Here is a 19,348-nt window from a genome sequence, read left to right as displayed (position 1 = left end):
GGCGCGCTGACAGACGCATGTCGTAGAGTATGGGGCTACTAGAATATAGTTCCAGGCTGAGGCGGGAGCGGATGACCAAGTTCGACGAGGCCACGCAGGCGATCAGGGTCGACGACGGCACCTACGACGTGTGCATCGACCCCGGATACGCCATCGGCGGCCCGCTCAACGGCGGCTACCTCATGGCGGTGATCCTGCGCGCGGCGGTGGACGCCTCGCCGTTCCACCATCCGGTGAGCACGACAGCGCAGTTCCTCAAGGCGCCGGCGCCCGGTCCCGCCCAGGTCAAGGTGGAGCCGCTGAAGGCGGGCAGGACGGCCGCCTTCGCCCGGGCCACGCTCGTACAGGATGGCGTGGCGCAGATCGAGAGCCTGATCACGACGGCCACGTTGAACGACGTCGCGCCGATTTATGCCGAAAAATCAGCGCACGACATGCCGGCCCCCGCGGACTGCGTCAAGCTCCCCGACCCCAAGCCGGAATCGGGCATGACCCTGAGCGCCCAGATGGAGCTGCTCTTCGACCCGCCCACGATCGGCTGGCTGACCGGCAACCCCACCGGCAGGCCCGAGTCGCGGGCGTACTTCAGGATGGCCGAGCCGCAGGACCCGGACCCGTACGTGCTGGCGCTGGCCGTGGACGCGTTGCCGCCCGTGGTGTTCTCGGCGGGCGCGCGCGGCTGGGCGCCGACCGTGGACCTCACCTGGCACCTGCGCGCGCTGCCCGCGCCCGGCTGGCTGACCCTGCTCGGCAGCGGCCGGCTGATCTCCGACGGCTGGTTCGACGAGGAGGTCGAGGTGCGCGACTCCGCCGGTCGCCTGGTGGCTCAGGCGCGTCAGCTCGCACGGGTCGGCAGGGGCTGATGTGAGCAACGCAACACCCCTTCAAGCCCACGTGTCGCACCTGTGAGGATTCTTACGCAGTCTTCAGGGGGCAGGTCGCCTACTCTCTGAAGCGTGCCGGACACGAGTATTGGGATCTTCGACAGCGGGGTCGGCGGCTTGACGGTCGCCCGGGCGATCCTCGACCAGTTGCCCCACGAATCGATCACTTACGTGGCCGACACGGCCCGTCAGCCGTACGGGCCGAAACGCATCGCGGAGGTCCGCGCCTACGCCCTGGAGGTGATGGACCACCTCGTCGAGCACGACGTCAAGATGCTCGTGATCGCGTGCAACAGCGCCAGCGCCGCCGTGCTGCGTGACGCCCGCGAGCGCTACGACGTGCCGGTCGTCGAGGTGATCCAGCCCGCCACCAGGCGGGCGGTGCGCGCCACCCGCAACGGGAAAGTCGGCGTGATCGCCACCCGGGCCACCATCGAGTCCATGGCCTATCACGACGCCTTCACCGCGGCTCCCGACGTCCAGCTCACCGGCGTGGCCGCCCCGCGCCTGGTGGAATACGTCGAACGAGGCGAGACGATGAGCGACGAGCTCATCGAGGTCGTACGCGACTACCTGGAGCCCGTCAGGGCCGCCGGGTGCGACACTCTCATCCTCGGCTGCACCCACTATCCCCTGCTCACCGGCGCGATCTCCTACGTCGCCGGTGACGAGGTCACGCTGGTCTCCAGCGCGGACGAGACGGCCAAGGACGTCTACCGGATCCTGCACGACCGCGAACTGGCGGCCGGAAGCGAGGCCACCCCCCGGCACCGCTTCCGCGCCACCGGCGACTCCCTGCTCTTCGCCCGGCTCGGGCGACGCTTCCTGGGCCCGGAGATCGATGCGGTCGAAGTCGCACCAGTGGGGGGTACTACCTTTAACGGGAGGCCCACATGAAGGTGACCATCGTCGGATGCTCGGGCAGCTTTCCCGGTCCCGACAGCCCAGCGTCCTGCTACCTCCTCGAGAAGGACGGCTTCAGGATGTTGCTCGACCTCGGCAGCGGGTCGCTGGGCGCGCTGCAACGCCACATCGGCCTGTACGAGGTGGACGCGATCTGCCTGACCCATCTGCACGCCGACCACTGCCTGGACATCTGCGGTTACCACGTGGCGCGGACGTACGGGCCGGCGGCGCCGTATCCGGCCGTACCCGTCTACGCGCCCGCCGCCGCCCCCGCCCGGCTGTCGGCCGCGTACGGCATGCCGGACGAGCCCGGCCTGGAGACCGCGTTCGACTTCGTGCCGCTCGAACCCGGCTCGTTCGAGATCGGACCGTTCACCCTCACCGCGGGCCTGGTCAACCACCCGGTCGAGGCTTACGGCTTTCGCGTCGCGGCCGGCGGCAAGGCCGTGACCTACTCCGGCGACACCGGCGAGTGCGACGAGCTGGTGAGGCTGGCCGCGGGCGCGGACCTGCTGCTGTGCGAGGCGTCGTTTGTCGAGCAGCCGGGCCTGCCCGCCGACCTGCACCTGACCGGCCGCCAGGCCGCCGAGCACGCCGCCAAGGCCGACGTCGGCCGGCTCGTGCTCACCCACCTCGTCCCCTGGAACGACCAGGCCACCGTGCTCGACGACGCCTCCAGAGGCGGCTACGACGGCCCGTTCGAGCTGGCCCGCAGCGGCGCGGTCTACGACCTCGCCTGAACCTCGTCGAAGTCACGCAGGCGGGGCAGCGGGGAGAACAGCAGCGGCACGAACGTCAGCACCCTGCCCGCCAGGAACACCCATAGCGTTTGACGTACGCCGATCTGCTGGGCGACGAGCCCGCCGAGCAGCGCGCCCAGCGGCATGGCGCCCCACACCATGAACCTCACCGAGGCGTTGACCCGGCCCAGCAGGTGCTCGGGGGTCACCGTCTGCCGGTAGGTGATCTGTCCCACGTTCGACAGGGCAGCGCTCCACGACAACATGATCGAGGTGATCGCGAAGCACACCACCCGCCAGTCGGCCTGAGTCATCGGCAGCAGCAGGCTGAAAGGCGCGCCCACCGTGACGGCCAGCCAGGTCATGCGGGCCGTGCCGTACTTCCTGGACAACCAGCCCCCGCTCAAGCCGCCGATCAGGCCGCCGAGCCCGCCCGACATGAGCAGCACGCCGATGACGCCGGGCGCCAGCCCGACCTCCTCGGCCAGGAACAACACCGACAGGCCCAGCACCGCGCTGACGCAGAGGTTGCCGATCGTCGACGACGCCACGAACATGCGCAGCAAGCGATCGTTCCAAACGTAGGCAAGCCCCTCGCCGATCCCGCGCAGCATGGGCGGCTGCTCGGCGTGCGCGGGTCGCTTGTCCGGCGCCTTGATCGAGGACAGCACTAGCACCGACGTGAGCGAGGCCAGCGCGGTGGCGACCATCGTGCGCGACGCGCCGAGCAGTTGCACCAGCGCGCCTCCCAGGGCGGGCCCGGCCAGGACCGCCCCCGAGCGCACGGCCTCCAGCTTCGCGTTGCCGTCGGTGAGCTGCTGGTTGTTGACCAGCTTGGGCAAATATGTCTGGTCCGCCACGTCGTTGAAGACCTGGGCCGTGCCTGCGAGCAGCGCCACCGCGAACATCATCTCGATGGTCAGCACTCCCAGCTCGGCCGCCACCGGAATGCTTCCGAGCAGCACGAACCTGGACAGGTCGGAGACCACCATCACGCGGCGCCGGCGCATCCTGTCGACCCACACCCCCGTGGGCAGGCCGATCAGCAGATAGGCGGCCGTCTGCAGCGAGGCGAGCAGGCCGACCTCCGCGGGACCCGCGTGCAGCACGAACACCGCGACCAGCGGGAGAGCCACGCGGGAGACATTCGCGCCAACTTCGTTGGCGACATGCGAGCTGAGGAAGCGAAGGAAGTCAGGGTTCCGCAACACCCCCGTTGTCATTGCGTAAGGATCCATGTGTCGGACACATTTGGTCAAGAGCGTTGTGGCTCGGAGATAGGGTGATCTGCATGTCCAGACAGGATGGCCGCAACCCTGACCAGCTTCGCCCGATCACCATCACTCGGCATTGGCTCGCCCATGCCGAAGGCTCGGTGCTGGTCGAATTCGGCGGCACCAAGGTGTTGTGCGCGGCTTCGGTCCAGGACAGCGTGCCGCGCTGGCGGAGAGGCAGCGGCCAGGGCTGGGTTACGGCCGAATATGCCATGCTTCCGCGAGCGACCAATACTCGTAACGATCGCGAATCGGTCCGCGGCAAAATCGGCGGACGCACTCACGAGATTTCGCGGTTGATCGGGCGTTCGCTGCGCGCTTGCGTCGATTACAAGGCGTTGGGGGAAAACTCCATTCTGCTTGACTGCGACGTCCTGCAGGCCGACGGCGGCACCAGGACCGCCGCGATCACCGGCGCCTACGTGGCGCTGGCCGACGCGGTCGCCTGGATGCGCGAGCGGCGCATGTGCCCGGGGGACCCGCTGATCGGCTCGGTCTCGGCGGTCTCGGTCGGGGTGGTCGGTGCGGTGCCGATGCTCGACCTCTGCTACACCGAGGACGTCGCCGCCGAGACCGACATGAACGTCGTCATGACGGGGGAGGGCAGCTTCGTGGAGGTGCAGGGCACCGCCGAGGGCTCCCCGTTCGACCGGGGCGCGCTCGACCAGCTGCTCGATCTGGCCGTGGTCGGCTGCGAGGAGCTCACGCTGCTCCAGCGGGAGGCGCTGGGGTCATGAAGATCGTGCTGGCCACCCGTAACGCGGGCAAGATCGCCGAGCTGCGGCGCATCCTGTCCGGGTTCGACATCGTGGGGCTCGAGGAGTTCCCCTCGATCGGTGAGGTCGCCGAGACCGGGGTGACGTTCGAGGAAAACGCCCTGCTCAAGGCGCACGCGGTCGCCCAGGGCTCCGGCTTGCCGGCGGTCGCCGACGACTCCGGGCTGTGCGTCGACGTGCTCAACGGCATGCCCGGCGTCTTCTCCGCCCGCTGGTCGGGGCGGCACGGTGACGATCAGGCCAATCTCGACCTGCTGCTCGCGCAGCTCTCCGACGTGCCGGCGGACCGGCTGACCGCCTTCTTCGCCTGCGCCGCCGCGCTGGCTCTGCCGTCCGGCGAGTCCCGCGTGGTCGAGGGCACGCTCCAGGGCCGTCTCGTCACCACGCCGCGCGGGTCCAACGGGTTCGGCTACGACCCGATCTTTCTACCCGACGGCCACGACCGCACCACGGCCGAGATGTCCGCCGAGGCGAAGGACGCCATCAGCCACCGGGGGCGGGCCTTCCGTGCGCTGGCGCCGATCGTGCGTGACCTCGTAACCGACGTGTAAGAACCCGGCGGTGCCAGGCGGCGTAGCGTCGCATTGTGCAGAGGAATTCGATGGCGCCCGCCTGGGCGGGAGCCTTGGTGGGATGGGTGTCCGGGGGAGTGGCCCTGGGGACGGCCTTGCTCGTGGCGGGGTTCGTCAGACCGGAGGCGTTTCCCGTCCTCGCGGTGGCCGACGCCACGGTCGACCTGTCGCCGGCCCCGGTCGTGGAGTTCGCGAAAGAGACGCTCGGTTTCTACGACAAGCCGGTGCTCGTCGGCGGGGTGCTGGTGGTGCTGGCGGGGGTCGCCGCCGCCATCGGAGTGCTGGCCCTGCGGCGGCTCGCCTACGGCTTCGCGGGGCTGGCCGTGTTCGGGGTGGTCGGGGTGCTCGCGGTCGTGACCCGGCCGGACAGCGCCGGGGGCCTGGACGCGCTGCCGACCGTGGTGGGAGTGGCGGCCGGTGCGTGGGCGCTCTCGTGGCTGGTACGCCGGACGGCCGGCGAACGCGGCCACCAGGCGGCCGAGGTCACTGATCACGGCGCCACGGATGAGGAACCACGGACGGGGGCGGAGCCGGCGTTCGATCGGCGGCGGCTGCTGACCGGGGTCGCCGGTGGCGCGGTGGTCGCCGGCGCGTCCGCCCTGCTCGGGTGGCAGGTCGGCGATCGGCGGACGGTGAGCGCCGCCCGGGTGCGCTTGGCGCTCCCCACCCCGGCGACTCCGGCCAAGCCCATCCCCGCAGGCGCGGACTTCCGCATCAGCGGTTTGTCTCCCTTTATCACGAAAAATCAGGATTTCTATAGGATCGACACCGCCCTGATCGTCCCCCAAGTCGATCCGAACGACTGGACGCTCCGTATCCACGGCATGGTCGACCGCCCCATCGAGATCACCTACGCCGACCTTCTCAAGATGCCGCTCACCGAGGCCGACGTCACGCTCACCTGCGTCTCCAACGAGGTCGGCGGCGACCTCGTCGGCAACGCCCGCTGGCTCGGCGTCCGCATGGCCGAGGTGCTGCGGCAGGCCGGCCTGCAGGCGAACGCCGACATGCTGCTGTCGACCTCTGCCGACGGCTTCACCTGCGGCACCCCGGTCGACGTGGTCATGGACGGCCGCGACGCGCTGTTCGCGGTGGCGATGAACGGCGAGGCCCTCCCCGTTGCTCACGGCTTCCCGGTGCGGCAGGTGGTGCCCGGACTGTACGGATACGTGTCGGCCACCAAGTGGGTGGTGGACCTCAAGGTGACCCGGTTCGACAGGGACCAGGCCTACTGGACTCCCCGCGGGTGGTCGGCCACGGGCCCCGTCAAGACCCAGTCGCGCATCGACGTGCCCACGTCGGGGGCCTCGCTGAAGGCCGGGCGTACCACGATCGCCGGTGTGGCGTGGGCCCAGCACACGGGGATCGCCGCCGTGGAGGTGCGGGTCGACGGCGGCGAATGGCGTCAGGCGCGGCTGGCCGAGGTCCCCGGCCCCGACACCTGGCGGCAGTGGTCACTCGACTGGGACGCCACGCCTGGCCGGCACACGATCCAGGTACGGGCGACCGATGCCGCCGGACATACCCAGACCGAGCAGCAGGCCCCGCCCGCCCCCGACGGCGCGACCGGCTGGCACACGCTCACGGTGCTGGTGGCCTAGCGCCGGCGGACCGCTATCGGCGCACGTGCAGCCGTACGAGGGTGGGGGCGTCGTCGTCATGGAGCTCGCGTCGGATCTTGCCGACGATGTCCTGGTCCAGCTTGCTCGCCACCGCCCCGACATCGGCTGTGGCCGGGCACGACAGGGCGATGCGCATGCCGTCCTGGCCGACCCGCACCCATGCCCGGCCCACCCCCTCGACGGCCTTGAGCCCGACGTACAGCATGGCCGTGCCAGTGCCGTTGCGGGTGCCGCGGCGACCCCAGCCCAGGCAGAGCAGCAGCCAGCGGAGGGCGGCCAGGGACAGCAGGAGCAGGGCCAGGGCCAGCGCCCACAGCAGCCAGGGCTCGGCGGCCAGGGCGCGGTACGCCTGAGGCGGGAGGATCTTGGTGTTCGGCGGGAGGTCGAGGAGGCGGTCCTGGCCGCGGAGCCAGGCGTAGGCGCCCAGGCCCAGCAGCGTGCCCCCGACGATGCCCAGCCCGATGCGGTTGCCGAGATACTGGCGCATTACCCGCCCTTCCTGCGCAGGCGGACGACGACCTGGCCGGCGCCGAGGGTGCCCACGCCGGCCAGCCGATCGCCGACCGCGGTGCCGACCTGCCTGAGCATCGAGCCCGAGCTCTCCGCCCGGGTCACGACGGTGACCTCGATGGTGCCTCTGCACAGCCGTACCCGCGCCTTGTCGACCTCGGCCACCTGCTGGGCGGCCGCGCGCAGGGTGCGGCGCAGGCCGGAGCGGGTGATGCCGATGACGATCAGCGGATCGGAGGTCTGCACCGGCACCAGCTTGTAGCGGCCGGGCACGATCGCGAGCAGCACCATCAGCGCGCCCGCCCCAGCCGTCGCCAGGGCGGCCGTGGCCGCCTCCGGCCACGTGGTGTCGCCGGCGAGCTCGACGAGCTCGTTCACGGGCACCCAGCCGAGCGGGTGCCCGAGCAGCGCCGACACCACCTCCGCCGCGGTGGCTCCCAGCCCGGCCGCCAGCGCGAGCGAGACGACGGCGCCCGGGAGGGTGCGCGCCGGCCTGAGCGCCCGGCTCGCCCGGCGCAGCCCGGCAGGTTGCGTGCTCGCCGGGGCGCTGGGCCGTTGCCGCTGAAGCGTGGTCATCACAACGACAGACGTACATGGGGCATGCACGGCCTGGACCGCCCCTCGCCGCCGATTTGCCCGAACATTACGGGGAAGCGGATGAACATGAATTGGGCTCATATTCATTTGCCCCATATGCCGTTACCCTGCTCATATGGACGAGCGCCAGCGTTACGACCGCGCCACAGCGGCTCTGGAGCCGCCCTTCGCGATCCTCGATCTGGCGGCCATGCGCGCCAACGCGGCGGATCTCGTACGGCGGGCGGGCGGCAAGCCGATCCGGGTGGCCAGCAAGTCGGTACGCAGCCGCGCCGTGCTCGAACGTGTCCTGGCCATGGAGGGCTTCCGCGGCATCATGGCCTTCACGCTGCCCGAGGCGCTATGGCTGGCCGGTCACGGCTTCACCGACATCCTGGTGGCCTATCCGACGGCCGACCGGCACGCGCTGGCGGCGCTGGCCGGGGATGCGCAGGCGGCCAGGCACATCACGGTGACCATCGACTCCGCGGCTCATTTGGACTTCATCGAGACGGCGGTGGCGTCGGCACGGCCGCGGGCCGAGATCCGGGTGTGCATCGACCTTGATGCCGGATATGTCGCCTTCGGCGGGAAATTTCGGGCGGGCGCGCTGCGATCACCCATCCGCGAATCCGAGCAGGCCGCCGACCTGGCCGCCATCGTCGCCAAACGACCGGGCTTCCGGCTGACCGGGCTGCTGGCGTACGAGGCCCAGATCGCCGGCGTCGGCGACGCCCCGCCGGGGAAAGCCTTGTACGCCCGCGCCATCCGCCTCATGCAGGCACAGTCGGCCAGGGAACTCGTCATGAGGCGCGGCCGCATCGTGAACGCCGTCCGCCAGGTCACCGACCTCGAATTCGTCAACGGCGGCGGCACCGGCTCCATTGAGCGGACCGTACGCGAGAAGGCGATCACAGAAGTCGCCGCCGGCTCCGGCCTGTTCCATCCCCGCTTGTTCGACTTCTACCGGCGCTTCACAGGCCACCCCGCCGCGCTGTTCGCGCTGCCGGTGGTGCGCCGGCCTGGGCCGGACACGGTGACGGTGCTCGGTGGCGGCTACGTGGCCTCCGGGTCGGCGGGGCCGAGCCGGCTGCCGCAGCCGTACCTGCCCGCCGGCCTGCGGTACGCACCCGACGAGGGCGCGGGTGAGGTGCAGACGCCGCTGCTCGGCCAGGCGGCGCAGGATCTGCGGATCGGGGACAGGGTGTGGTTCAGGCATGCCAAGGCGGGCGAGCTGTGCGAGCGTTTCGACACCCTCCACCTCGTGGACGGTGACACGCTCGTGGAGTCGGCGCCCACGTACAGGGGCGAAGGCCAGACGTTCCTCTGAAGCCCGGCCCTTCCTCCCAGGAGCGGCGCCGTCAGGTCAGGGGCGCCGTACCGTCTGGTCAGGGCGCGGTCTGGTCAGCGGAGCCGTCTGGTCAGCGGAGCCGGCGCCGGCGGCGCCAGAGCACGATGGCGGCCCCCACGACCAGCGCGGCACCCACCCCGATCAGCACCGGAGCCAGGTTGGGCCGCTCCTCCTCCCACACCCCTTCGACGGTGTCGGCGTATTCGACCGGCTTCTGCGTCACCCCCAGGGCATCGCCCACGGACGCCACGAAATGCCCGGCCCTGCTCTTGACGTCGGCGACCGTACGCTCGGCGACCCGCTTGGGGCTCACCCGGTCGGCAATGGCGTCGACCGTCTGAGCCAACTCCGCGCGCGTGCGCGCGATCCGCCGCTCCAACTCGTCGGGATCGGTGTCAGCCATGGCTCTCCTTTCGACCGTATGAGGGGCCGCGCCCGCTCCGCGTGCCGTGCGAGCTCCGTCCGTTCTGGTCCTGATCAGTCTGTCAGGTCCCCGCACCGCACGGCACGGCGACAGGGCCGGTAGCCGGTAGGTTTGCGGGAGGAACTGAGGAGGGCCCCGTGACCGATACCCAGCAGACCGCAACCAAGCTCGCGCCCGGCGACGCCGCGCCCGAATTCACGCTCCCCACTGCCGACGGCGGCACCGTCTCGCTCGACGCCTACCGCGGCAAGCGGGTGATCCTTTATTTCTACCCTGCCGCGATGACGCCCGGCTGCACCAAGCAGGCCTGCGATTTCCGCGACAACCTGGCCCAGCTGACGGACGAGGGTTTCGTGGTGCTCGGCGTGTCGAAGGACAAGCCGGCGAAACTCGCCAAGTTCGCCGAGCGCGACGCGCTGACCTTTCCCCTGCTGTCGGACCCCGACCTGGCCGTCCATCAGGCGTACGGGGCGTACGGCACGAAGAAGTTGTACGGCAAGGAGGTCGTGGGCGTCATTCGCTCGACGTTCGTCATCGACGGGGAGGGGAAGGTCGAGCAGGCCCTCTACAACGTGAAGGCCACGGGGCACGTGGCTTCGCTGAAGAAGAAGCTGGGCCTGGCCTGACCCCGGCCGCGGGACACCGTTGACGAGCGTCCTAAGGGAACCGTGTCGTCATCACAGAGGCGCCTGTGCCCCGCCTGGAGCGCTAAACTATGTGAGGCCTGCTTTGGGCGGGGCTGTGCGGGCGTGGCGAAATGGCATACGCGGCAGGTTTAGGTCCTGTTGGTGGAAACACTGTGGGGGTTCGAGTCCCCCCGCCCGCACCTCTACGCACTTCGGCGGCCTCTGTTTCGCCCGGCAAATGTCGCCGTTTGCGAGTGGCAGTTCGGGCACAGCAGGCGAAGGTTTTCTTGGCGGTTGTCGAGGGGATTGCCGTTGACGTGGTCGACCTCGAGCGTCAGTGGTGCTCCTTGCCACAGGTCACCGACTCCGCACTTCTCACAGGCAGCGGGCACGCCGATATCGCTTAGTGCACGTCGGAGGACGCGTCCTGGGGTACGGCCTGCGCCGGGAGGTCGTACCACCAAAATTGCACGCGGGTCGCTGCGGCTGCTCACACTCAGAAGGGAACTGGTGAGCGTGCGGTCGAAGCGGGACGTGTCGATGCGGTAACGGGCGATGCAGCGCAGGACACGTCGCCGGTTGGTCTCGGTGACCGGCAGATTGAGAAGGCGCATCATCGACACGACCGAGCGTGACGCCTCGGCGGCCGATCGGACGTCCGCCTCGCTGAGCCGGATACGCTGAAACCCGGAGGGTTCCGGCAGCCCGAACGCCTGAAGTTGACGGCGGATCTCTTCTCGCGACCTCCCGGACTCGGGTATACCAAGACGCCGCATAATGTCTCGCATGCTCCCTGCGCCGTCCGCCGCTTTTTCTAGAGTGCCGCGATCGAACTGTTGATGAGGCGTCGGCCAATGCCCATTAACGTGTGAGAAATGCGAGATATCGAGGCCGAGAGCCTTGATGCGGCGGCTGATATGTGAATGCGCCCCACCGCTGCGCGGGATTCCCAAGTGCTCGAGAACCCCGTTGACGCTTGTAGACGCGGCCACCGCAGCGGACAGGATCTCGGGTGTGTATTTGCTATATGATGCGCGCCGGAAATGACTGGTATCGATGCCTAGTTCGGCAATTTTCCGTTTGAGGGCGGCACGGCGGCCCCCAGAGTTGTTCAAGCCGAGCAGCGACAGGAGCTCCGTCATCGACCTGGCCTGACTCGCGACCCGGGCCAGCTCTTCCGCAGTGAGATCGGCGTTCCGCATGGATACAGCATAGGAAGGCCGACCGACAATTTTCCGAATGACCTGCGCTTCGAGCTGTCCGTATTTCGTGAAATAGGCTATTTAGTCGGACTAGCCGGTGCTGGTCGGCTCGGTATTGGGCCGGATCCGCTGATCGAACGGCGCCTCGCAGGCGACGCCGTTCCCGGTCTCCAGGCAGAGCTCACCGAGCCGATCCGGGATCACGAGGCGTCTCGGTCCCCAGTCGGGATATTGCATGTACACGCCATGACGGTCGTGCCGGTCGCCCAGATTGCTCACCACCGCCACCGCGGTGCCGCCGAACAGGGCGCCCACGATCAGGCCGATCAGACCGGCGCCGACAATCTGGGTCGGCTTCTGCCGGAGATAGTCACGGAAAGAGGCGTCGGGGCGCCGGGAGGAATCCCAGCCGGTCGAGCCGGGCATGGTACGCGCGGCCGCCGTGTCGTCCTGGCTCACCTGGGGGCCCGGGGGGATCTCTCCGTACTTCAGGTTGGGCTGCTGGTCGGGGTACACGTCCGTGTCGCGCTCGTTCGAGGGGGCCGCAGGCTCCTCCCGGGCAGGGTCGCGCGGTGCTTCCTCTTCACCGCGCGACCCAGCGTCGCGATCATGATCCGCCATCACGATCTCCCTTTACTCGCCCCCTGGAGGGGCGCTCCCGGTATAGAGAATGCCCAAACCGCCGTAAGACCCGCGTAAGACCTTCGCTGGTGTGCGACCTGGGTCGTACGCGCACTTCCGCCTGGAGGCGGAGCGATGGCGGGCCCGGGTTACATATCGTGAGGATGTGTTCGGCAGGGTACGGGCGTGGTCCAGACGCCATGAGAAGCTGGCGGGCGCCCTCCGGGTCGCGCCTCTCGCCGCGCTGTGCGCCATTCTCGCGGTGCCGTTCGTGACCAACACGTCGCCGGGCGGTGGGCAATATGTCGGCTTGGCTGGCTACGTGGGGTTGTCGGTGCTGCTGCTGGTGCCGCTGCTGTGGCCGGGCCGGCCGCTCGCCGCGTTCGCGGCCATCTCGCTGGTCTGCTTCGGCCAGTGGTTAGCGGACGTCGACCTGCTGCCGGCCAACCTCTCGGTGCTGGTCGCGCTATGGGCGGTGGCCTACCGGTGCTCGTTCCGCTGGGCGCTGGCCGCCGGCCTGGTGGCGGAACTGGGGATGTTCATGGCGCTGGTGAGCTGGGACGCGCCGACATTCGGGATGTTCTTCAGCGGCTCGATCTTCGTGGTCACGATCTGGCTGACCGGCCTGTACGCCAACACGCGCCGCCGCTACCTGGAGGGCCTGGAGGAACGCGCCGAGCGGGCCGAACGCGAGCGGGATCAGCAGGCCAGGATGGCCGCCGCGGCCGAGCGCGCCAGGATCGCCAGGGAGTTGCACGACGTCGTGGCCCACAATGTCAGCGTCATGGTGGTGCAGGCCGACGGCGCGGGCTTCGCCCTGGACAGCGACCCCGAGCAGGCCCGCCAGGCTGTCAGGACCATCTCCAAGACCGGCCGGGCGGCGCTCGCGGAGATGCGCAGGCTGGTCGGCGTGCTGCGCGAGAACGAGCACGGAGACACCGACTACACCCCCCAGCCGGGGCTGGCCCAGCTGGAGGAGCTGATACGCGGCTCGGCGGTGCCGGCCAGGCTGCGGGTCTCCGGCGTGCCCAGAGAGCTGCCCGAGGGCCAGCAGCTCGCGATCTACCGCATCGTCCAGGAAGCCCTCACGAACGCGCTCAAACACGGCGGCCCGGACGTCCAGGCGGTCGTGGAGATCGAGTACGGCGCCCCCGACCTGGTCGTCCGCGTGACCGACGACGGCAGGGGAGCCGCCGCCCCGCACAGCTCCGACGGCCACGGGCTGATCGGCATGCGCGAACGGGTCGGCATGTACGGTGGCGCGATGTCGGCGGGCCCGCGCTCTGGCGGCGGCTTCGAGGTGCTGGCCAGGTTGCCCATGGTCAAAGCGGCGTAGGAGGAGGCGGCCTGGTGATACGCGTGATGCTGGTCGACGATCAGGAGCTGTTGCGCGCCGGCTTCAGGATGGTGCTCGGAGCACAGCCGGACATCGAGGTGGTGGCCGAGGCCGGCGACGGGGCGGCGGCCCTGGAGCTGCTGAAGACCACCGAGGTGGACGTCGTGCTCATGGACGTGCGCATGCCCACCATGGACGGCGTCGAGGCGACCAGCCGGATCGACGGGCCGAAGGTGCTGATCCTGACCACGTTCGACCTGGACGAGTACGCGTTCGCGGCGGTCAAGGCAGGCGCGGCCGGTTTCCTGCTGAAGGACGTGCCGCCGGACGACCTGGTCAGCGCCATCAGGCACGTGCACGCGGGCGACGCCGTGGTGGCGCCGCCCACCTTGCGGCGCATGCTGGACCGGTTCGCCGGGCAGCTGCCGTCGGGGGAGCCGGCCAGGACGGCCGACCTCACACCCCGTGAGCGGGAGGTCCTGCTCATGGTGGCGCGCGGCCTGTCCAACATGGAGATCGCGGGCCGCCTGGAGGTCGCGGAGGCGACGGTGAAGACGCATCTGGGGCGGGTGCTGGCCAAGCTGGGCCTGCGGGACCGGGCACAAGTGGTCGTGTACGCGTACGAGAGCGGCCTGATCACCCCGTCCCATCGACCGAAAGTCTGACCCGGGTCGTCTGGAGTCCTACAAGAAGTCCCTCCTCAGGACCCATGGATCAAGAAATTTCCACTCCTAGCGTGGTTCGCGTTGTTCTGGTCCGCGACAAGGAGTGAATGTGACGCTCACCCAGGCCCCGCCTGCCGTGGTGGCCACGAATCTGACCAAGGTGTACGGTCACGGCGACGCCGAGGTGCACGCCCTGCGGGGGGTCGACGTGACCTTCGCGACCGGGGCGTTCACCGCGATCATGGGCCCGTCGGGCTCCGGCAAGTCCACGCTGATGCACTGCCTGGCGGGGCTCGACACCGCCACCTCCGGCACCGTGCACATCGGTGACGTGGAGCTGACCGGGCTGACCGACCGGCAGCTCACGCTGCTGCGCCGCGAGCGGATCGGCTTCGTCTTCCAGGCGTTCAACCTGCTGCCCACGCTGACCGCCGAGCAGAACATCCGGCTGCCGCTCGACATCTCCGCCCGCCAGGCCGACCAGGCGCTGTTCGACCGCGTGATCGACACGGTCGGGCTGCGCGACCGGCTGGCGCACCGGCCGACCGAGTTGTCCGGCGGCCAGCAGCAGCGGGTGGCCGTGGCCAGGGCGCTGATCAGCAAGCCTCAGGTAATCTTCGCCGACGAGCCGACGGGCAACCTGGACTCGCGCAGCGGCGCCGAGATCCTGTCCTTCCTGCGCACGTCCGTACGCGAGCTGAGCCAGACCATCGTCATGGTCACGCACGACCCGGTGGCGGCCGCGTACGCCGACCGTGTGGTCTTTCTGCACGACGGCGAGCTCGTCACCGAGCTCGCCGCGCCGACGCCGCAGTCCGTGCTGGACACGCTCGTGAAGCTGGAGGGGTGAGGTGCTGAAGACGGCACTGGCCGGGCTGCGCGCGCACCGGCTCCGGTTGTTGCTCACCTCTCTGGCGATCATGCTGGGGGTCGGGTTCATCGCGGGCACGTTCGTGCTGAACGACACCATCCAGGCCGGATTCTCCCAGCGGGTCACGGCCGACGCCGGCAAGGTCGACGTGGCCGTCCTGCCGAAGGACTCCGGCGGCGTGCTGTCCGAGAAGATCTTGGAGCGGGTACGCGCCGTCGAAGGCGTGACCGAGGCGCAGGGCCTGATCCGGGAGCCCGCGCCGCTGCTCGGCAAGGATGGCAAGGTCGTGGGCAGCGTGCCCACCACGGCCATCTCGATCGTGCGTGGGCCGCTGGATCGCACCGCGATCGTCTCCGGCTCGGGCCCCGGCACCGACGACCAGGCGGCCGTCCTCGACGAGAACACCGCCAAGGCCCAGAAACTCCAGATCGGCGACACGATCACCGTGCTCGACGGCTCGCAGAGTCAGCACCGGTTCAAGCTGGTCGGTCTGCTCGATCCCGGCGTGGACCAGGAGCTCGCGTACACCGGCGTCGTCGGCTTCACCCCGGCCACCGCGCAGCGGATGACCGGCGCGAAGGGGTACCGCGAGATCGATGTCGCGGGCCCGTCCGCCGGGCTGAAGCAGCTCGTGGCGGCGGCCGCCGGCGGCGGCGCCGTGGTCAAGACCGGCGATGAGCTGGCCGCCGACCTGGCCAGTGCGGCCGGGTTCGAGATGCGGACGCTGACGGTGGGGCTGCTGCTGTTCGGCGCGGTGGCGATGATGGTGGCGGCGCTGGTCATCTACAACACGTTCGGCATCCTCGTCGCGCAGCGGACCAGGGAGATGGCGCTGCTGCGGTGCATCGGGGCCACGCGGGGGCAGGTGTTCGGCTCGATCCTGCTGGAGTCGGTGGTGGTCGGCCTGATCGCCTCCGCGTCCGGCCTGGTCATCGGGTACGGCCTGGCCGTTCTCACGCTCGCGGTCCTCGGCGCGCTCGACGCTGCGCTGCCCACCGACGCGGCCGTGACGCTGGCGCCGGCCACGATCGCCATCGGCCTGGCCGTCGGCCTGGTGGTCACGGTGTGCGCGGCGCTCCTGCCTGCCCGTTCGGCCACCCGGGTGCCGCCGGTCGCGGCGCTGCGCACGCAGGTGGAGGAGCAGACGTACCGCACCGGGGTGCTGCGCTGGCTCTTCGCGGCGCTGTTCCTGCTGGCCGGGATGGGGACGACCGGCTTCGGCGTATGGGGGATGCGGCCTGGCGAGCCGCCCACCCTGTTCGTCGTGATGGCCGGCGGCGCTCTGACCTTCCTCGCCGTGCTGATCCTCGGGCCGGTGCTGGTCAAGCCGCTGAGCGCGGCGGTGGGCTGGATCCCGGCCCGGTTGTTCGGCGTGCCGGGGCGGCTGGCGCTGGACAATTCCGCGCGCAACCCCTCGCGGGCCGCCACCACGACCGTCGCGCTGACCATTGGCGTGACGCTCATGACGCTGCTCTCGGTGCTCAGCGCCTCCACCCGGGTGAGCGTGTGGAGCAAGCTCGACGAGCAGTTCCCCGTCGACTACATGCTGGCCACGCAGGGGCGCGAGGCCGGTGTGCCGCGGTCGGTGGCGGAGGAGCTGCGCGGCAAGCCGGAGCTGGCTTCCGTGCTGCAGGTCCGCAGGACTCCGACCAAGGTGGGGGACCGGCGCTACGACATCGGCACCTACCACGGGACCGTCACCCCCGAGGTCGTCGCCGGGTCCACGACCGGGATGTCCACCGGTGAGGTGGCGCTCCTCGACTACGCGGCCGAGGAGCTGGGCGTGGCGGTCGGCGGCACCGTACGGGCCAGGACCGACCTGGCGGGGACCGTGCCGTTGCGCGTGGTCGCCGTGTTGAAGGGCGAGAACTCCACGCTGCCCGCCCTCACCGTTGCCGAGCAGCCGTTCGACACGTACTTCGACCGGCTGCCCGACTCCAGTGTGATGATCAACATCCGCGACGGTGTGCCGGCCGAGCGGGCGCGCGCGGTGGTGGAGGCGGCCGTCGCCGCCCACCCGACCGTCCAGTTGGCGAGTTCGACCGAGATACGCGGCCAGTTCGAAGAGACGCTGGACATGCTGCTCATGATCGTTACCGGCTTGCTGGGGCTGGCGATCCTGATCTCGTTGCTGGGGATCGCGAACACCCTGTCGTTGTCGGTCCATGAACGCACCAGGGAGTCCGCGCTGCTGCGGGCGCTCGGGCTGACCCGGCCGCAGTTGCGCCGGATGTTGTTCATCGAGGCGCTGGTGCTGGGGCTGATCGGGGCGCTGGTCGGGGTCGTGCTGGGTGGCGTGTTCGGATGGGCCGCCGTGATGGCGATGCTGGACGGGGCCGTGTTGTCGGTGCCGGTGCCGCAGATCGCGCTGTTCGTGGTGTTGTCGGGGGTGGCGGGGGTGGTGGCCGCTGTGCTCCCGGCCCGTCGTGCGGCCCGGGCCTCGATCGTCGGCGCGCTCGCCACCGGCTGATCGGACGAAGAGCCCGTAACGCGAATAAATCCGAAAAACGCGGATAGAGGGAACACGCGGTGCGGGCTGCCCCGGTTTCTCGTTCCCGGCAGCCCGCACGCCAAGGGTCGGGCGTCTCATGGGGGCGGCGCCCGGCCCTTTCCTTTATCTGGTTCCTTTATCTGGGGACGGGACCGGGCCACAACTCGGCGACCGTCTCCGGGTCGAGCAGCGGCCGGGCCACCACCTCTCCCGTGGCCCGGTCGATCACGATGCACCCGCCGCCGACCGTCTCCGGCAACGTGCCGGGATCGTCGGGATCGAGCTCCCGCACCCAGGCGACGTAGCCGTCGTGGAACCCGAAAATCCCCACGGGCAGCGCCTCGCCCAGCGGCCGGACCCCGTTGAAGTACTCCTCAGCCAGAGCCCGAGCCTGCTCCAGGTTCATCGCGGCCGCCCCTGGCGGTCGAGTATCACGCAGAACACCCCGGTCACCGTCGTGTAAGGCGGCTCGACGGACATATGCCCCCGCTGCGCGTCGATCCAGATCACCTCACCGTCCGCGTTGACCGCGTTCCAGACGTGGGTGCCACCTCCCGGCCAACGCACCACGATGACGGCACAGGCCCCATGCCCGGCCCCGGCCAGCCGCCGCGCGATCATCGGGTACGCGTGCCGCCCTTGCCCCGCGTACTCCAGCCGCTGCCCCACCCATCGCTCGATCCTGGCCCGGCTGTCGTGCTCACCGGTGAGCAGCGGGCGTCCGATCCTGTCGTACTCGGGCAGCCTGGGGGCTGCCGTGGCGGGCTCACCGTGCCAGGTGGACAGAACGGCCAGCGCGCAGTCGGCCGCGTTGGAGGCCCGGAACGGGTCGTCGGCCGGCCCGCCGCCGTTGATGAGCCGGATCCAGGTGCCGCGGGGGTCGGGGAAGCGGGTGCCCAGCGGCAGCGCCTCGATCAGGTCCCGCTCGACCTGCGGATCCGGGTGTGCGAGCCCACCCCGCACACCGTACGGGCGGCTCTCGGCGAGCCTGGGCGGCCGGTGCGGCCGCTCGAACCAGTCGCCGTCCACGATCCGCTCGGCAGGCCCGTCCAGAATGTCGAACCGCCGACCGGAGGTCGCGACGACGCCGTCACCGCTGGTCAATGGCGTCGCACGGGATTCACCAGGGAGCGCCGCACACGGCCCGGCGGGAGGCGTAGTGAGGGACCCGGCAGAGGGAGGCACGGCCTGGGATCCGGCCAGAGACGTGGCTCGCATGTTGCCCGGATGGGTGCCTCCGGAGGTGGCCGGAGGCGCAGCGGGCGGGTCGGCCGGAGGTGGTGTGGCTCGGGAGTCGACCGCAGGCGCCATGCCGGACTCAGCGTCGGGCAACGCACGGCATTCACCCAGGGGCGCCGGACCCAGGGCGACAAGGGGCGGCGCGTCGCCAGGCCGATCCGCCCGAGGCACGTCCACAGGCTCCGGCAGTTCCACAGGCTCCGGCACGTCGAAAGGCTCTAAGGTGGTCGCGCCCTGGAAGGCCCCGCCCTCGGGCATGGACGCGGCGTCCATCTCGGCGGCCCGCTCGTAGTCGAGCCACCGCACTCCCTCCCCGACTTCTGGGTTGTACTGCCCCTCTGGAAGGACCCGCCGGACACTCGGCTTGCGCTCGCGGAACACGGCTTGCCTCCTGTCATCATCGATGACCGATCGTAGAGGAGTCGTCACTCACAGGAGGCGAAGTCGGGAAGATTCGCCGCTTGAACCACCCGCCGTACCTGCGCAAACAGGTCCAATCGCGACGTCAGTACACGATTGCGTTGACGGTTGGCCCCCGCTGTCTAGTTGACCTCGTCGTCGTAGATCGTGAACTTCACCGTCAGGGCCGAGGTGTGGATCTCGTATGCCTCAGGATGTGGGCTCGCGACGGGGTTGGGAAGGCCGTTTGTACGGTTCACTGG

At 69.9% G+C, this 19,348-nt stretch carries 20 protein-coding genes and 1 tRNA gene; 13 read left to right on the top strand and 8 right to left on the bottom strand.

Annotated elements, in window-relative coordinates; genetic code table 11:
• The first annotated feature begins 71 nt into the window (after positions 1-71).
• From Q9G87_RS22120 to Q9G87_RS22110, 3 genes are all read left to right on the top strand, one after another.
• Complete coding sequence (locus Q9G87_RS22120; protein WP_305918318.1) at positions 72-863, top strand: thioesterase family protein; 792 nt, start codon at positions 72-74, stop codon at positions 861-863.
• A 93-nt stretch (positions 864-956) separates the two neighbouring features.
• Complete coding sequence (gene murI / locus Q9G87_RS22115) at positions 957-1,781, top strand: glutamate racemase (RefSeq protein WP_305918317.1); 825 nt, start codon at positions 957-959, stop codon at positions 1,779-1,781.
• Complete coding sequence (locus Q9G87_RS22110) at positions 1,778-2,530, top strand: MBL fold metallo-hydrolase (protein WP_305918316.1); 753 nt, start codon at positions 1,778-1,780, stop codon at positions 2,528-2,530. The genes murI and Q9G87_RS22110 overlap by 4 nt, the downstream gene beginning before the upstream one ends.
• Here Q9G87_RS22110 and Q9G87_RS22105 read toward each other — a convergent pair.
• Positions 2,515-3,753, bottom strand: coding sequence for an MFS transporter (locus Q9G87_RS22105; protein WP_305918315.1), 1,239 nt, complete (start codon positions 3,751-3,753; stop codon positions 2,515-2,517). The two genes, Q9G87_RS22110 and Q9G87_RS22105, sit on opposite strands and share 16 nt — an antisense overlap.
• Before the next feature lie 68 nt (positions 3,754-3,821).
• On the opposite strand from Q9G87_RS22105, the gene rph reads away from it, so the two are divergent.
• From rph to Q9G87_RS22090, 3 genes are read left to right on the top strand one after another with little or no spacing between them, the layout of a single operon-like run.
• Complete coding sequence (gene rph / locus Q9G87_RS22100) at positions 3,822-4,541, top strand: ribonuclease PH (protein ID WP_305918526.1); 720 nt, start codon at positions 3,822-3,824, stop codon at positions 4,539-4,541.
• The gene (gene rdgB / locus Q9G87_RS22095; protein ID WP_305918314.1) at positions 4,538-5,131 is read left to right on the top strand and encodes an RdgB/HAM1 family non-canonical purine NTP pyrophosphatase; all 594 of its coding nucleotides are present in this window, start codon (positions 4,538-4,540) and stop codon (positions 5,129-5,131) included. Before rph ends, rdgB begins: the two co-directional genes overlap by 4 nt.
• 35 nt (positions 5,132-5,166) lie before the next feature.
• Positions 5,167-6,753, top strand: coding sequence for a molybdopterin-dependent oxidoreductase (locus Q9G87_RS22090; protein WP_371825806.1), 1,587 nt, complete (start codon positions 5,167-5,169; stop codon positions 6,751-6,753).
• 13 nt (positions 6,754-6,766) lie between these two features.
• On the opposite strand, the gene Q9G87_RS22085 is transcribed toward Q9G87_RS22090, so the two are convergent.
• Together Q9G87_RS22085 and Q9G87_RS22080 are read right to left on the bottom strand one after the other, a co-directional pair.
• Complete coding sequence (locus Q9G87_RS22085; RefSeq protein ID WP_305918313.1) at positions 6,767-7,261, bottom strand: hypothetical protein; 495 nt, start codon at positions 7,259-7,261, stop codon at positions 6,767-6,769.
• Positions 7,261-7,860: a DUF6286 domain-containing protein gene (locus tag Q9G87_RS22080; RefSeq protein WP_305918312.1), complete on the bottom strand. Its 600-nt coding sequence runs from the start codon at positions 7,858-7,860 to the stop codon at positions 7,261-7,263. The genes Q9G87_RS22085 and Q9G87_RS22080 overlap by 1 nt, the downstream gene beginning before the upstream one ends.
• A gap of 136 nt (positions 7,861-7,996) precedes the next feature.
• On the opposite strand from Q9G87_RS22080, the gene Q9G87_RS22075 reads away from it, so the two are divergent.
• Positions 7,997-9,190 (top strand): amino acid deaminase/aldolase, encoded by a 1,194-nt coding sequence (locus Q9G87_RS22075; RefSeq protein WP_305918311.1) that lies wholly within the window; start codon positions 7,997-7,999, stop codon positions 9,188-9,190.
• Between the two features lie 91 nt (positions 9,191-9,281).
• Here Q9G87_RS22075 and Q9G87_RS22070 read toward each other — a convergent pair whose 3' ends face one another.
• On the bottom strand, positions 9,282-9,614 hold the full coding sequence (locus Q9G87_RS22070; protein WP_305918310.1) for a DUF3618 domain-containing protein: 333 nt from the start codon (positions 9,612-9,614) through the stop codon (positions 9,282-9,284).
• Positions 9,615-9,772: 158 nt separating this feature from the next.
• Here Q9G87_RS22070 and bcp point away from each other — a divergent pair, with 158 nt between their 5' ends.
• Both bcp and Q9G87_RS22060 read left to right on the top strand, forming a co-directional pair.
• Positions 9,773-10,261, top strand: coding sequence for a thioredoxin-dependent thiol peroxidase (bcp, locus tag Q9G87_RS22065; RefSeq protein WP_305918309.1), 489 nt, complete (start codon positions 9,773-9,775; stop codon positions 10,259-10,261).
• A 117-nt stretch (positions 10,262-10,378) separates the two neighbouring features.
• Positions 10,379-10,461, top strand: a tRNA-Leu gene (locus Q9G87_RS22060).
• A 3-nt stretch (positions 10,462-10,464) separates the two neighbouring features.
• Here Q9G87_RS22060 and Q9G87_RS22055 read toward each other — a convergent pair.
• Positions 10,465-11,463, bottom strand: a complete 999-nt coding sequence (locus Q9G87_RS22055) for an HNH endonuclease signature motif containing protein (RefSeq protein WP_305918308.1) — start codon at positions 11,461-11,463, stop codon at positions 10,465-10,467.
• 90 nt (positions 11,464-11,553) lie between these two features.
• Complete coding sequence (locus Q9G87_RS22050; RefSeq protein WP_305918307.1) at positions 11,554-12,084, bottom strand: hypothetical protein; 531 nt, start codon at positions 12,082-12,084, stop codon at positions 11,554-11,556.
• Between the two features lie 166 nt (positions 12,085-12,250).
• On the opposite strand from Q9G87_RS22050, the gene Q9G87_RS22045 reads away from it, so the two are divergent.
• The 4 genes from Q9G87_RS22045 to Q9G87_RS22030 all read left to right on the top strand — a co-directional run bounded on the left by Q9G87_RS22045 (position 12,251) and on the right by Q9G87_RS22030 (position 17,426).
• The gene (locus Q9G87_RS22045) at positions 12,251-13,420 is read left to right on the top strand and encodes a sensor histidine kinase (protein WP_305918306.1); all 1,170 of its coding nucleotides are present in this window, start codon (positions 12,251-12,253) and stop codon (positions 13,418-13,420) included.
• Positions 13,421-13,434: 14 nt separating this feature from the next.
• Positions 13,435-14,085, top strand: a complete 651-nt coding sequence (locus tag Q9G87_RS22040; RefSeq protein WP_305918305.1) for a response regulator transcription factor — start codon at positions 13,435-13,437, stop codon at positions 14,083-14,085.
• 109 nt (positions 14,086-14,194) lie between these two features.
• Positions 14,195-14,935, top strand: a complete 741-nt coding sequence (locus tag Q9G87_RS22035) for an ABC transporter ATP-binding protein (RefSeq protein ID WP_305918304.1) — start codon at positions 14,195-14,197, stop codon at positions 14,933-14,935.
• 1 nt (position 14,936) lies between these two features.
• The gene (locus Q9G87_RS22030; protein ID WP_305918303.1) at positions 14,937-17,426 is read left to right on the top strand and encodes an ABC transporter permease; all 2,490 of its coding nucleotides are present in this window, start codon (positions 14,937-14,939) and stop codon (positions 17,424-17,426) included.
• 157 nt (positions 17,427-17,583) lie between these two features.
• Here the strand turns inward: Q9G87_RS22030 and Q9G87_RS22025 are convergent, their stop codons facing one another.
• Positions 17,584-17,853 (bottom strand): hypothetical protein, encoded by a 270-nt coding sequence (locus Q9G87_RS22025; protein WP_305918302.1) that lies wholly within the window; start codon positions 17,851-17,853, stop codon positions 17,584-17,586.
• Positions 17,850-19,067, bottom strand: a complete 1,218-nt coding sequence (locus Q9G87_RS22020; protein ID WP_305918301.1) for a toxin glutamine deamidase domain-containing protein — start codon at positions 19,065-19,067, stop codon at positions 17,850-17,852. The genes Q9G87_RS22025 and Q9G87_RS22020 overlap by 4 nt, the downstream gene beginning before the upstream one ends.
• Positions 19,068-19,348: the final 281 nt, after the last annotated feature.

It is taken from the genome of Nonomuraea turcica, from assembly GCF_030718205.1.
In the GTDB taxonomy this organism is placed as follows: Bacteria; Actinomycetota; Actinomycetes; order Streptosporangiales; family Streptosporangiaceae; genus Nonomuraea.
Note: the sequence above shows the minus strand (reverse complement) of the source record. Positions and strands in the feature narration are given on the sequence as shown.

Excerpts from the sequence above, each read along its gene's own strand:
- Q9G87_RS22075 (WP_305918311.1), top strand. The coding sequence starts at position 7,997 with ATGGACGAGCGCCAGCGTTACGACCGCGCCACAGCGGCTCTGGAGCCG.
- Q9G87_RS22025 (WP_305918302.1), bottom strand. The coding sequence starts at position 17,853 with ATGAACCTGGAGCAGGCTCGGGCTCTGGCTGAGGAGTACTTCAACGGG.
- Q9G87_RS22120 (WP_305918318.1), top strand. The coding sequence starts at position 72 with ATGACCAAGTTCGACGAGGCCACGCAGGCGATCAGGGTCGACGACGGC.
- Q9G87_RS22070 (WP_305918310.1), bottom strand. The coding sequence starts at position 9,614 with ATGGCTGACACCGATCCCGACGAGTTGGAGCGGCGGATCGCGCGCACG.
- Q9G87_RS22080 (WP_305918312.1), bottom strand. The coding sequence starts at position 7,860 with ATGACCACGCTTCAGCGGCAACGGCCCAGCGCCCCGGCGAGCACGCAA.
- Q9G87_RS22050 (WP_305918307.1), bottom strand. The coding sequence starts at position 12,084 with ATGGCGGATCATGATCGCGACGCTGGGTCGCGCGGTGAAGAGGAAGCA.
- Q9G87_RS22085 (WP_305918313.1), bottom strand. The coding sequence starts at position 7,261 with ATGCGCCAGTATCTCGGCAACCGCATCGGGCTGGGCATCGTCGGGGGC.
- Q9G87_RS22110 (WP_305918316.1), top strand. The coding sequence starts at position 1,778 with ATGAAGGTGACCATCGTCGGATGCTCGGGCAGCTTTCCCGGTCCCGAC.
- rdgB (WP_305918314.1), top strand. The coding sequence starts at position 4,538 with ATGAAGATCGTGCTGGCCACCCGTAACGCGGGCAAGATCGCCGAGCTG.
- Q9G87_RS22055 (WP_305918308.1), bottom strand. The coding sequence starts at position 11,463 with ATGCGGAACGCCGATCTCACTGCGGAAGAGCTGGCCCGGGTCGCGAGT.
- rph (WP_305918526.1), top strand. The coding sequence starts at position 3,822 with ATGTCCAGACAGGATGGCCGCAACCCTGACCAGCTTCGCCCGATCACC.
- Q9G87_RS22105 (WP_305918315.1), bottom strand. The coding sequence starts at position 3,753 with ATGACAACGGGGGTGTTGCGGAACCCTGACTTCCTTCGCTTCCTCAGC.